The organism is Gemmatimonadales bacterium (genome assembly GCA_036265815.1).
In the GTDB taxonomy this organism is placed as follows: domain Bacteria; phylum Gemmatimonadota; class Gemmatimonadetes; order Gemmatimonadales; family GWC2-71-9; genus CAVVWJ01.
Genome location: DATAOI010000027.1, coordinates 38,214 through 50,551 on the forward strand (window position 1 = coordinate 38,214; position 12,338 = coordinate 50,551).

General features: G+C 67.7%; 12 protein-coding genes. 5 read left to right on the forward strand and 7 right to left on the reverse strand.

Going from position 1 to position 12,338, the window contains the following annotated elements; translation table 11 throughout:
• Positions 1-203: 203 nt before the first annotated feature.
• Positions 204-2,522 carry a BTAD domain-containing putative transcriptional regulator gene (locus tag VHR41_05035; protein HEX3233536.1) on the reverse strand — a complete coding sequence of 773 codons (2,319 nt, stop codon included), beginning with the start codon at positions 2,520-2,522 and terminating at the stop codon, positions 204-206.
• A 142-nt stretch (positions 2,523-2,664) separates the two neighbouring features.
• Here VHR41_05035 and VHR41_05040 point away from each other — a divergent pair, with 142 nt between their 5' ends.
• From VHR41_05040 to msrA, 4 genes are all read left to right on the forward strand, one after another.
• On the forward strand, positions 2,665-3,189 hold the full coding sequence (locus VHR41_05040) for a hypothetical protein (protein HEX3233537.1): 525 nt from the start codon (positions 2,665-2,667) through the stop codon (positions 3,187-3,189).
• A gap of 254 nt (positions 3,190-3,443) precedes the next feature.
• Entirely contained in the window at positions 3,444-4,214 is a 771-nt protein-coding gene (locus VHR41_05045; protein HEX3233538.1) for a sigma-70 family RNA polymerase sigma factor, read from the forward strand.
• 205 nt (positions 4,215-4,419) lie between these two features.
• The gene (locus tag VHR41_05050) at positions 4,420-4,869 is read left to right on the forward strand and encodes a hypothetical protein (GenBank protein ID HEX3233539.1); all 450 of its coding nucleotides are present in this window, start codon (positions 4,420-4,422) and stop codon (positions 4,867-4,869) included.
• A gap of 230 nt (positions 4,870-5,099) precedes the next feature.
• Complete coding sequence (gene msrA, locus VHR41_05055; GenBank protein ID HEX3233540.1) at positions 5,100-5,636, forward strand: peptide-methionine (S)-S-oxide reductase MsrA; 537 nt, start codon at positions 5,100-5,102, stop codon at positions 5,634-5,636.
• A 16-nt stretch (positions 5,637-5,652) separates the two neighbouring features.
• Here the strand turns inward: msrA and VHR41_05060 are convergent, their stop codons facing one another.
• Genes VHR41_05060 through VHR41_05080 form a run of 5 tightly spaced genes read right to left on the reverse strand, consistent with a single transcriptional unit; the run spans position 5,653 to position 9,574 of the window.
• Entirely contained in the window at positions 5,653-6,171 is a 519-nt protein-coding gene (locus VHR41_05060; protein HEX3233541.1) for a hypothetical protein, read from the reverse strand.
• Between the two features lie 39 nt (positions 6,172-6,210).
• Positions 6,211-7,821, reverse strand: a complete 1,611-nt coding sequence (locus tag VHR41_05065) for an SDR family oxidoreductase (protein HEX3233542.1) — start codon at positions 7,819-7,821, stop codon at positions 6,211-6,213.
• Positions 7,822-7,870: 49 nt separating this feature from the next.
• Positions 7,871-8,179: an antibiotic biosynthesis monooxygenase gene (locus VHR41_05070; protein ID HEX3233543.1), complete on the reverse strand. Its 309-nt coding sequence runs from the start codon at positions 8,177-8,179 to the stop codon at positions 7,871-7,873.
• A 53-nt stretch (positions 8,180-8,232) separates the two neighbouring features.
• Positions 8,233-9,138, reverse strand: a complete 906-nt coding sequence (locus VHR41_05075; GenBank protein ID HEX3233544.1) for a type II CAAX endopeptidase family protein — start codon at positions 9,136-9,138, stop codon at positions 8,233-8,235.
• A gap of 10 nt (positions 9,139-9,148) precedes the next feature.
• Positions 9,149-9,574 (reverse strand): hypothetical protein, encoded by a 426-nt coding sequence (locus VHR41_05080; protein HEX3233545.1) that lies wholly within the window; start codon positions 9,572-9,574, stop codon positions 9,149-9,151.
• 1,511 nt (positions 9,575-11,085) lie between these two features.
• Between VHR41_05080 and VHR41_05085 the strand changes: the two genes are divergently transcribed.
• Positions 11,086-11,496 (forward strand): hypothetical protein, encoded by a 411-nt coding sequence (locus VHR41_05085; protein HEX3233546.1) that lies wholly within the window; start codon positions 11,086-11,088, stop codon positions 11,494-11,496.
• A gap of 58 nt (positions 11,497-11,554) precedes the next feature.
• On the opposite strand, the gene VHR41_05090 is transcribed toward VHR41_05085, so the two are convergent.
• Positions 11,555-12,325, reverse strand: coding sequence for a hypothetical protein (locus tag VHR41_05090; GenBank protein ID HEX3233547.1), 771 nt, complete (start codon positions 12,323-12,325; stop codon positions 11,555-11,557).
• Positions 12,326-12,338: the final 13 nt, after the last annotated feature.

The following is a 12,338-nucleotide window of genomic DNA, read 5'->3' on the forward strand; positions in this document are numbered from 1 at the left end:
GAGCTCGCTCGGCCACCCCGCCCATTGTCCCGTGAGGCTCGCCCAGCCCTGGAGGCCAACCGCCGAGGGATCCGACCATGGGTCACCGCCCAACGTCGAAGAGGAATACGCACCTCTGCGGAGCGATCCACGATTTCGTACGTTCCAGGCTACCGTGGGCCTACCGGCCCGGGAGTAGCTCTCCGAGCCAAACGCGCGCGGGATCACGGCTCCGTCCCTCGATAGGGCAGGCCGAGCCGCGCGAGCGTCGCTTGGAACCGTGGATGCTGGCGGATCGGATCGAGCGCGGGGTTCCACAGGTTGAGCACCGAGAAGAGGCTCGCGCGGGTCTTCAACCCTTCCACCGCGCGGAGCGCGGCCGTCGTGTCGCCCAGCAGGATGTACCAGTTCATCCGGTAGTCAGCGCTGAGGCTCCAAGGAGCGGTATCAGGGATGCTCGCGAGTGCGGCCAGCCCGTCCCGCCGCCGCGCGGAATCGGCCACGCCCCGGATCATCGGGGCGTACACCTGGGGGTCGATGCCGGCCGCCTGGGCGCCCTGCCGCGCAGCCTGCTGCGCCGAATCGTATCGCGTGGCATTCAGCTCGGTCCACATGAGCCACATGTAGGGAAGTGGCAGGGTCGGACCCAGACGGGAGGCCAGCCGGAGCATGACCGCGGCGGAGTCGTACCGGTGCACGAACAAGAGGGCGGTGCCACAGGTGGCCGCCGGAATCGGGGCGAGGGGATCGAGCCGGCGCGCCCGCTCCAGCCACGGCACCGCGCGCTCGGCCTGACCGCTCCAGAAGAGGAACTGCCCGTACTGCTGCACAGTCTCCGGATCGTTGGGTGCCAGAGCCAGCGCGCGGTGGTATGCCCGTTCGGCCTCGGCCCACTCCAGCCGGTCTCGATGAATATTGGCGAGGACGGTGTAGGCCGGGCCCAGCGCGCTGTCGAGCGCCAGCGCCTTCCGTGCAGCGCGCTCCGCCTTTGGCAGGGCCTCCGCATAGGAGCTGAGGTAGAAGGCCGGGAGCAGCTCGGTCGCCGCCGCGAGCCCCGCCCAGGCGGGCGCGAAACTGGAGTCGCTGGCCAGGGCGCTCTCGAAGTGCGCGATGCTCTGCGGCAGTGACGCGCCCCGCTGAGCCAGGAGTGAGAGGCCGCGGAAATAGAGGTCGTGCGCCCTGGCGTCACCGCCACCACTGACGGGACGCGCGGCAAGGCCGAGAGAGACCTTGAGCGTGTCGGCGATGGTGCGGGAAATCTCGTCTTCCACCACGAAGAGATCGGCGACCGCGCGGTCGAACTTGCCCGACCAGAGATGGTAGCCGCTCCGCGCATCGATCAGCTGCACCGTAATCCGGACCGCATCGCCCTCCCGCTGGATGCTCCCCTCCAGCACCGCCTCCACGTCCAGCTGGCGGCCGACGTCTCGGACGTCCGTCTCCTTGCCCTTGAACTGAAAGGCTGAGGTCCGAGCCGCTACCCGCAGGTCTGGCACCTGGGCGAGCGCGTGCAGGATCTCCTCGGTCACCCCATCGCTGAAATAGTCGCCGGACGAATCCCCCCGGATATTGAGGAAGGGAAGCACCGCAATCGAGCGCGGGAGCTCGCGGGGGAGCGCACCGGCCCCGGAAGTGGCACCGTGCCTCGCCACGGCAAGCCAGGTGCCGGCGGTGAGCGCGCAGCCGGCCAGTAGAGCCGCCATGCGCCGGCGTCGGGCGGGCGGCCGCGAGGTCTCAGGCCGCGACACCATCCCCTCGACCGGGCGCGCCAGGGGAGTCTCCGGCTCCGGCGACTCCGGGGCCGGCGGCGCGGTAGCCGCGGTGGTCCTGGCGCGGATGCCCTCGAGCAGCGCCTGGGTCTGCTCGGACGGCTGCAGCTCGTACTCCTGCCAGAGGTGCCGGGCGAACCCCTCGTAAGCCCGTACCGCCCCGGTCCGGTCGCCCAGACGATCGAGCAGGAGCACCAGCCGGCAGATCGCCGCCTCGTCGGTCGGGGCAAGCGAGGCCGCGGCCTGTCCCGCCTTGGCCGCTCCGGCGGCATCTCCCTCACGCTCCCTGGCACCCGCCAGGGCCCAGCCGGCTTCCTGGGCCCGTCCCCGAAGCCGCGCGCGCTCCTGGTCCAGCCAGCGCTCGAAATCAGGCGCGTCCGAGATGTGGAACCCGGGAAGCAGATCGCCCCGGTACAGCGCCAGTGCTGCCTCCAGCCGTCCTTCGTCTATCGCCCGCTCGAACTCTGCGGCGTCACACCGGACCTGATCCGGCGCCACGGCCAGCTCCTCGTCACCCCGGGAGACGATCGCGTTCGCGCCCAGTGCCTGACGGAGAAAGTAGAGCGATTGCCTGAGGGCGTGGCGGGCGTGCTCGGCATCGTGCTCGGGCCAGAAGAGGGCGAACAGGCTGTCCCGGCGATGGAAGCCACGGGGCGAGGCCAGGGCGAGATAGCCGAAGAGCGCCATGCGCCTGGGCTGCGCGAGCACCGACCGAAGCGGTGTACCGTCGGCGGAGATCGCCTCCAGGGCGCCCAGCGTGCGCAGCTCGATCATGGGGGAATCCTGCGGGCGGAGCGTCACCCGGGCCGGTGACGTTCCGGGGGTCCGTCGGGTGACGAGTCCCACGCAGACTGCTCGAACGTAGTTCGCCGCTGGTTCCCAGGGAAGTGGTCACACCGCTTAGAGGAGGTCACCCATGTCGCGCCACATGCTCGCAGGTCTGATCGTCACTGTCCTCACTGCAGGTGGGTTTGTCGCCTGCTCGGAGGATGCGCCCGTTGCACCCCGCGACATGCACCAGATGACGACGGATGTCGCCCCGGTCGGTCTGGAACCGTTCACCTTCCGCGCACCGATCGATCCGTTCACGCTCCAGCAGCAGCTCCCGGACTTCATGATTCATTCACATGCCAGGACGGACATCGTCTTCCAAAGGATACTGCTCAGTTCAACGAGCCCCTTTGGAATGTGGCACACCCATCCCGGACCCAGCTTCGTCTACGTCATCGAAGGGTCGGTCAAGGTCGAGCGATTCACCAAGCAGGACGGGTGCACCGAGGGTCCCGTGACCGGTCCTGGCCAAGCCTATTTCGAGGTCGCGGAGCAGGTGCACCGGGCAATCGTGGTGAGTGCTCAACCCGCGGTCCTCCTGGTCACGCGATTCAACATCCCGGTGGGCACAGCGTTCACGATCCCGGCAGCCGACCCGGGTTGCTCGTGACCCGGGTAATACCGAAAAGCGCCGTTTTGACGGGGAGGGACGCGACTCTCAGGCGGAGACTTTGAGCAATTCGCCAGCCGTGTCCGTCTCATACTCGTGGAGCTGCGACCGTTGCCGTCCCGGGTGAACCGCGTGCGTCGTCACTTCCCGCTTCTCGGGTTGCGCAGCGTGGACCGGGCGGTAAACTACGGTCACCCTCACCGACGCCGAACCGCGCTCCTCTTCCAGCGGGTAACGCCGCCTGTGAGGCCGGCATGGAGGACTGGCTCCTCCCGCTCCAGCAGGTTCAGACGGAGGTGGCGTGGGATGGGTTCCTCTCGCGCTACCGCCGCCTCATTTTCGCTTCCATCCGGCACTACACCCAAGACCACGACGACGGGATGGACGTCTTCGCCGACGTCTGCGAGAAACTGCGCTCGGACGGGATGGCGCGCCTGCGGACCCGGGCTGAAGCACCGAGCCGGGCCCGCTTCTCCACCTGGCTGGTGACGGTCGTTCGCCATCTCACCGTCGACTGGTATCGGCACCGTGATGGCCGCCAACGGATCTCCCGTCTTGCTCAGGGGCTCGCGCCGCGTCACCGCCGGATCTTCGAGTTGGTCTTCGTGGAGCGGCGTAGCCACGTCGAGGCCTACGAGCTGCTCCGCGCCGGAGCAGAGCCCGACCTTCCCTTCCGCGCCTTTCTCGCCGACCTGCGGGAGACCTATCGGACCGTGACGGCGGGACGCCGGGGCCGACTGCCGCGGGAGCTGGCCGCCGCTCCGCCCCCTCCGGAGGCGAGCGAGCCGCCCTCTGCATTGGAAGCGGCGGAGCGGCATCAGCGTCTGGAGTCGGCGCTCGCGGAGCTGTCATCCGAGGACCGTGTTGCGATCGAGCTCTACCTGATCGAAGAGCTGCCCGCCGATCGAGTCGCGGCGATCGTCGGGATGGCCAACGCCAAGGCAGTCTACAACCGGGTCTACCGGGCTCTGGCCCAGCTCCGGGCCCAGCTGGGACGGGTGGGGATCGGAGCGGGTGACCTCTGACCGGCATCCTGTCGTAAGCAATTCCCTCCACCTCGTCCGTCTCACGACTTCGTTCGATCGTACGATCGCCGCGGGCGCGAATCCCGGAAGGGGGCAACATCGTGAGCGCATCTGATCCTGCAGGCCATGAATCCGGCGAGCCGATCGCGATCACCCAGCGTGCCACGCTGGGAAGCCGTGTTTCGTGTCCACTGTGGGTCCTGAGATGAGACACCTCGATCTGCTCGCACTGCTCCGAGCTCGCACGATCACCATCCGGGAAGCTCCGTCCACTCCCGAGTGCCTGGGCGACGATCTCCTCGCGGAGCTGGTCGAGGGAACCGTCGATCCGGAGCAGCGGATCGAAGCGCTTCGGCATGTCGCCCGGTGCCGCTCCTGCGGGCACGCGGTCGCCTCGCTCGCTCGCGTGCTCACCGACCCGGCGGTGGCCGCCGCGGCCGAGTTCGGCCGGCGATTGGGCGGGATCATCCTCGATGACCTGCACCTCGGCCACGCGATGGCCTCGCTGGGTGAGATGTGTGGCGAGTCCCGCCTGCAGGAGATGCTCGGGGCCGGCTCCGGTACGCCACCCCCGGCGGGCGGAGTCGTAGGGGACGAGGAGAAGCTGGATGTCCATTGGAAACCAGTAAGGGAAAGGAGTGAGAGGGACGTGTAGTCCCCGAGCGCTCGGAGCTCAGCCTCGCGGGTGCACCACTCGGCCCGGCACGTCCATCCTACCTCAGATAGTGGTCTATCCAATAGACCCCCCGTTGCCCAGGAACAGGGTCGACATCGTAGATTTCGGGCACCTGCCCTGGAGGGCGAGGTGGACGAATACGCGCGCTGATCACGACCTGGTGGGCTGGAGGCCAGGCGATCGCCAGGTCCTGATGGGGGAGAACCGATATGACCGCGAAGGACAGTGGAGCTCGCTCGGCCGTGGCCGCCGGGCGGCAGACCGAGGTGGCCGTGCTCGCCGGCGGCTGCTTCTGGGGCGTTGAAGAGATCCTCCGAGCCGTACCCGGCGTGATCGACACCGACGTAGGCTATACCGGCGGCTGGCTGGAGAATCCGACCTACGAGGACACCCACGACAGCAAGTCGGGTCACGCCGAGGCGATCCGGGTGACCTTCGATCCGTCGGTACTCAGCTACGAAGAGCTGCTGGAGCAGTGGTTCTTCAAGCTGCACGACCCGACCACGCTCAACCGCCAGGGCAACGACGTCGGAACGCAGTACCGCTCGGCGATCTTCCCACAGAACCCCGAGCAGAGGCGTATCGCGGAGGAGGTCAAAGCGCGGATCGAGGCCTCCGGCAAATGGAAGCGGCCGATCACGACGAGCATCGAGCCCGCGTCCACCTGGTACAGCGCCGAGAGCTACCACCAGGATTACCTGCGCAGACACCCCGGCGGATATAGCTGCCATTACATGCGCGACTAGCGAGCCCGTCCGACCACTAACGATGGGATGTCTGAATCCACGTAAGGACGATGCAGGCGAACGAAGCTGCTTCGATCGTGGTAGCGGCGAGCAGAGACATTCGAGCCCAGCGGCTTGGGGCGAACAGGGCGGAGAGGAGAAACAACACTGTGAACAACGGCGCGAGGAAAATCCTGAGCACGGCGAAAGCCGACCAGGAGCGGAGGAGGTCACCCGAATCGGCACCCATCGATCCGAGGTAGACGACGACAGCCGCGAGACTGGTGCACCCGATGGCGAGAGACGCCACCGAAAGCGTCACCCAGAATCCGCGCTGTCGTCTGAGGAAGAAGAGGGCGACGGCCGTCGCGGGCAGAGCTGCCAGTCCGAAGACCGCCAGAAACAGGAGACTGTCGCCAAAGGCGAACATTCCCTGGTAGGTTCGCCGGTCCGAGCCACTGGTAGCGGCGACATAGAGATCCATGACCAGCCAGGCGATCGCCACGGCAGCGACGTAGCCAAGCGCGACGACGCCCACCTTGGCCGCTGGTGTCATGGACTCAGCTCGTAGAAGGAACATGGCACGCCACCCCCGTCACCAGTCGGTCGGTCGATAGTCCTTGAGGAACTTGCCCCAGACGTGGACGCCGGTGTTCATCCCATCGATGATCGGATCCACGATCCGCGCCGCCCCGTCCACGATGTCCAGTGGCGGATGGAAGCGGTGCTCCGCCACCTTCCGCGCCGCGATCTCCGCCGGGTCCTCGTCGGTCACCCATCCCGTGTCCACCGCGTTCATGTGGATGCCGTCCTGCTGGTAGTCGGCCGCGGCGGTGCGGGTCATCATGTTGAGCGCCGCCTTCGCCATGTTGGTATGGGGGTGGCGGGTCGTCTTGAAGTTGCGGTAGAACTGCCCCTCCATCGCCGACACGTTCACGATGTGCTTCGCCCGCCCAGGGTGGCGCAGCATGAGGGGCTTGAGGCGGGCGTTGAGGATGAACGGCGCCACGGCATTCACCAGCTGCACTTCGAGCAGCTCGACCGACGGCACGTCCGCCATCAGCATGCGCCAGGAGTTCTGCTCACGAAGATCCACCTGCTGGCGGTCCTGATCGAGTCGTCCGGGCGGAAAGAGGTGCGGCGCCGGCTCGCGCTCGTCAGGCAGCAGCGCCGCCTGCGAAAGCTCGGCGGCATTCGCGATGCCGGCGAGACTCGGCAGCCGCCGGTCGAACACCGCGGGCCCGACGCTGGTGAGTCCTTCCGGCGCCGGATGTGCGCCGCGCCAGTGCTCGTAGTGGCCGAGCAGCGAGCGGGCGGGTAGCGGCAGCGTCGCGGCCGCGGCGCGCTCGGCCGCCATCATGTGCACGTAGAAGGCTGGCGGTCGGCGGACGGTCTGGCAGGCGTTGTTCACGATGAAGTCGAGGCGCTCCCGGGTTTCCGCCATCTCCCGACAGAACGCCTCCACGCTTGGCGTGTGCCGCAGGTCGAGGCCGAACACCTCGAGCCGATCGCTCCAGTCGGTGAAGTCCGGCTCGCGGGCATAGCGGGCGGCGGAATCGCGGGGGAAGCGGGTGGTGACGATCACCCGCGCCCCGGACCGGAGGAGCTTGAGCCCTGCCTGGTAGCCGATCTTGACCCGGCCGCCGGTCAGCAGCGCCACCGTGCCGCGGAGATCGGCGAGCTCGGTGCGCTTGGCGAAGTTGAATTCGGCGCACGGCGGGCAGAGCTGGTCGTAGAAGTGATGGAGCTCGGTGAACGAGCCCTTGCAGACGTAGCAGTGCTGCCGGTCGAGCCGCTCCCGAGGCGCATCGGCATCGTGGACGTCCTCGGCGGCAAAGGCGTCGGGCGGGACCGGGGGGAAAACGTTGGGGGTGGTGAAGACCGGATGCCGGCGCAACGTGCGGATGCCGGTGCGGCGGCGGGCCGACTCCTCGCGCTCGACCCGCTCCGCCTTCCGGCGCCGGGCGCTGGCGCGCACCAGCTGCCGCCGGCTTGTGGGGTCGGGGGAGTAGACGTGACCGGCGGCCTGGAGAAGCCGCCGTCGGTCGTCTCCGGGGACAGCGGCGAGGAGCGTGCGGTCGGCGACGATGCGCTCGAGGACGGCCACGGCAGATCGGAGCTGGGCCAGAAACTCGGGCGAGCCGGAGGGTGCGCCGGCCAGGCCGAGCGGTGGGTCCGGCTCGGCGGGGGATGGCGAAGTCTGCACGACGGGTGCTCCCGCGAGACTGGGTGAGTCGGAGGCAGGAATATACAGCTCAACCAGACGCTGCTGGCGGCAGGCCCACGCCGCCAAGCGGGATGGTTTCCACCCGGGAGTCGAATCCTGCGATCAATGGCCGTCCCCGGGCGATGGCCGCCTTCACCGCCGGCAGCCCCAAGGACGCGCGATGACTCTCGGGGCTGTCCCAGACTTCGGTGACCCAGAGCGCATCGGCGTCGGCCGGGTCGGCCGCGAGGATGTAGCTCAGGCAGCCCGGCATCGCCGCCGTGCCTTCCATCAGAATGCCGGCGAGGGGGTCGCGCTGGCCCGCTACGGCGGTGATCTTCCCGATCAAACCGTACATCGGCGCTCCGGGTTCGATGGTTTCGAAGCTCGACGTTCGCGCAGCCTACGAGCTCACGGCGCTCTGCTGTGGACGTCGCCGCGCGTGGACGCGATCGGTTGATTGGAACGCGTCGCCGGAAGGTGCTCGGGGAGCGGCTCGCCGGTAGACCGGACCGCGTCGCGCCGACGCCAGAACAGCCACGAGGTCACCCCAACGGTGAGAGCCAGCGCGGCGCCGAACTCACTCGTCAGCCAGCGGGTCGGGCCGGTGTCGACCGTCACACGGTCGAAGAATCCCTGCACATACAGGTTATGGCTCGCGTGCAGGATCGCCGCCGGCCAGACGCTCCCCGAGCGCAGTCGCAGCCACGCGAGCGGGAGCGCCAGCGAGATGACCATGACCGCGAAGCAGAGCACGGCGTACCAGGTTGGGGTGCCCGAGTTGTAGTCCGCGAAGGCGATGAGTGGCACGTGCCAGGCGGTCCAGATCGCGCCGCTCACCAGCGCCGTGCGCCCGAGCGACACGGTCCGGAAGAGCGTGGGCACCAGAAAGCCGCGCCACCCCAGCTCCTCGCCCGTTGCTGAGAGCAGGCTCTGGAACGACCCGAGGACGACGAACACGAGCACGCCGCTCCGGAACCGAGTGAGATCCAGGCCCCCAAGCCCGGCCACCCACACCATCCCGTACGCCGCGGCCGCATAGCCGATCGGGAGCAGGTAGGCGAGGACTGCCCAGCGCGCCGCGCCCAATCGCCAGCCCTCACCCCGCAGGTTACGCTGGAAGATGAGACGGGTGAGGAGCGCGCTCACTCCGGGACACCACATCAGCGCCAGCACGTACGACCCGCCCTGCGCGCCAAGAGTTCCCGCGGCGATGATCAGCCACCAGAACACGGCGCTCGAGGCGAACGTGAGGCCGAGAAACGTGGCCAGCTCGGCACGTGTACTGGGCGCGGGCGTCTCCCTCATATGAGACATCGCAGCTCTCCTATGACGCGCTGCCTTCGTCGTTGAGTACCCGGAGGCCCGGGGTAGAGTCCAGCACCTGCCAGATCCGGCGGCGCACCACGGCAATGGCCTCCGGGTCGGGCTTGTGGAACAGGCGTTTGAGCAGGTTCAGCCCCGGATCGTAGGCCACGGACACGACCCACTCCGCCGGGTCTTCGCATGGCCCATCGCCGCAGAACGAGAGCGTGACCCAGAACGGGTCCCTGCCGCGAGTGGCCCAGAAGCCCCAACCATAATCTTCCTGGATCGGCTCGGACAGCTCGAATCCGGCCACGGCGAGGTCCGCGACTTCCCGCCTGAGCCATCCTGCGAAGTCTTCGCCAAAACAGCAGGGATTGATGAAGTGTGGCTTGACCTCTCGATGCTCGAAGAGGTCCGTTACTACGGTCCTCGACTCAATATCCATGACTGGACCTCACCTTCCGCTCCCGGGCTTGCCCAGTAATCACCTCGGTGATTTCCCTGGGGTCGGCCACCGCAAGCTTCCGATACGTGTAGCGCCGCCAGCGTACAAGACGATTCGTTCCATTTCACGGTGGCCACATCATGAAGGCGCACCTTCAGCCCAGAGGTAGAGGTCGAACACGCGCCTGCGGAACCATTCTTTCTCGAGCGGCGCACCGGGTATGCGAACGCGCGAGGTAGCCCGTCGGATTCCGGAAGCGTGCTGGGAGTACAAAGCGTGCCACCGGCTCACGTAGGCGGGATAGTCACCCGGCGGAACACGAAGTGACGCGCGGACCTGGCTGTCATATATGATGACCGGGTCCTGGTGCATCACCCACAATAGCTTCGTAGCCGCGGAGAGCAGGCCCTTCTTGCCGTAGAGGCTCGCCAGACGTCGGCTGGTAAGGTCGACGATCTCCAGGAGACGACCCGCTCGTAGAGGCGCGCGTACCGTGTCGAGAATGGCAAGAACCGGGTCGAGGCGAGGGAGCCCTCTCTCTACGTCGAATCTCGTCGGAAAATTCCGCGCGATCCTGAAGAAGCCGGCACAGCGCTGAAGGCCGCTGAGCCTGGTGGCGCGATCAACAGCACGGAGGTCAAGGACCAGACCCTTCTCACGGTCCATCCACGTCCTCGCGTACCCGTTCGCGGCAAGGGTGATTGCACGTTGAGACATAGGGAGCTCTCAGAGCTCGACGGCGGCATCGGACAGCACCCGCATCTGCCGCTGCCAGAATGCGGATCAGGTGTCCTGTGTCTGCAGCAGGTAGCTCACGCCAAGTGCACAGACATACAGTCCGACCCCGAAGACGGTATGAGTCATGAGGCTCTTCAGCCTGGCCTGCCTTGGATGGGGCGTGCGTGATGCAGCAATGCCGAGGCCGAACGACGGCTGCATGATGAAGAACGGGAACACGACGGTGCCAATTCCGTAGAGCAGCGCCGGCCACAGCGTTGGTCGCGCAAGCCAGTCACCCCGATGTACCGACCACGAGCACAAGCGCGAATACGACGCCAATAGTGTAGTGGGCGATCAAACCGACTGCACACTCAAAAGATCTCGGTGGCGCGGCGGCGATACTCGCGTGCCTGAAAACGCCTGTAGGCATGTGGCGAAGCCAGCGTCCGAGCAGGCAGTAGTTGAGCGATGGAATGCTGAACGCACGCCTCAGGAACAGGTTCCAAAGGTCCATGACCAGAGTTGCGCCGATGCCCACGGCGATTGCGCCAAGGATGGAGCGTGCTTCAATGTTCATGGTCAGGTGGCAGAAGTGGGTGTCCCGTCGCCTCAAAGATGCATCTGCCTGCCCCCTCGGTCGACCCTCGGTCGGGGCCGACGATGCGAGCAAGCTGTCACCTCGGAATGAACGGACGCAGCGGCGGTCCTCGAGCCCGGCCCCAATGCGGTCCCGGCGCCACCTGTATATCTGGAGTGAGCCACAACGTCTTCGCAAACAAGGACCGAAGTCAATGCGTACCTCCCGAGCTTTCCTCACCGCTTCCCTGCTCCTCGCCGCGGGCTGCGCCCGGTCACCTGGCCCCAGCGCGAGCCCCTCGCCTCTCGCGGCCGGCACCGCGGACAGCGCCCGGACCTCCCGCGCTATCCCGGTCGAGGTCGACAACCAGAACTTCAGCGACATGGACGTCTACCTGATCAACGGTGGCGCGAAATGGTTGGTGGGCAACGTGGCGGGTCTGACCAAGACCACTCTGACGATCCCATCGGGCGTCGCACCGACCGATCTGCGGGTCAGGCTCCGCGCCCAGGCGATCGGCGCGCGCGGCTCGATCAGCACGCCATTGCTGATCGTGGCTCCCGGTCAACAGGTCTACTGGACCATCGGCGCCGATCCGGCGATGTCCAGCGCCTCGGCGGGATGAAATAAGAAGGAGTGGGCGGCCACCCTCCGGCGGCCGCCCGCTCCACTTGCATCGAAGCTCAGCCCTCCGCCCGCCGCTCCCGCACCGCGGCTGCGATCCGTTCTCCCAGGTATGCGCACACCGCCGCCGCCAGCAGCGGCAGCCCGAACTGCATGGCCTTGTAGCTCGATCCGCTCACCACGTGCGTCCCCCCGTGGCCGATGCCGATCGAGCGCAGGATCGAGCGCGCGTGCGAGTCGGTGTACCGGCTCGTGATCCACCACCCCATCGCCATTCCCGCCAGCGCCGGCGCCTTCGGCGTGAGCTGCGCGCGAAGTTGGAGCCATACGGCGCGTCCCAGCTGCCTTGTTTCCGCTCGCGCCCGCTCCAACCACGGCGGGAGCGGCCGGGCCTGGAGCGCCGCCATCTCCGCCCGAATGGCCTGCACCTCCCGCGCGGCCGGATTGCTCGCGTGAGTCATGGCCAGCCGGCCGGCGGTAAGGTGGAGCTCGTTCAGGGCCTGCTCCACCCCCGCGCGCCGCCGCCGGAGCGCCGCCTGCGCCGAAGCGCCGCGGACCAGCGCCACCGGCGCCAGCCAGCGTGGCCCCGCGCCTACGTCGGCGCGCGTGGACGCGCGCGCCGTCCGCCGCTCTTCCTCCAGGGCGCCCAGCCGGCTCCGCGCGTTAGCTGCCTCCGCAGCCAGGGTTGCCAGCCGGCCCTCCCGGGAGCCGCCGTCGCCCAGCGTTACTCGGCCCAGCCGGGCGAGCGCGCCGCGCTCGCGGCGGTCAAGGCCGTGTCGGCGGACGCCGAGCCGGATCGCATCGAGCTGCGCGTGAATCTGATCGATCATGGGTATTGATACC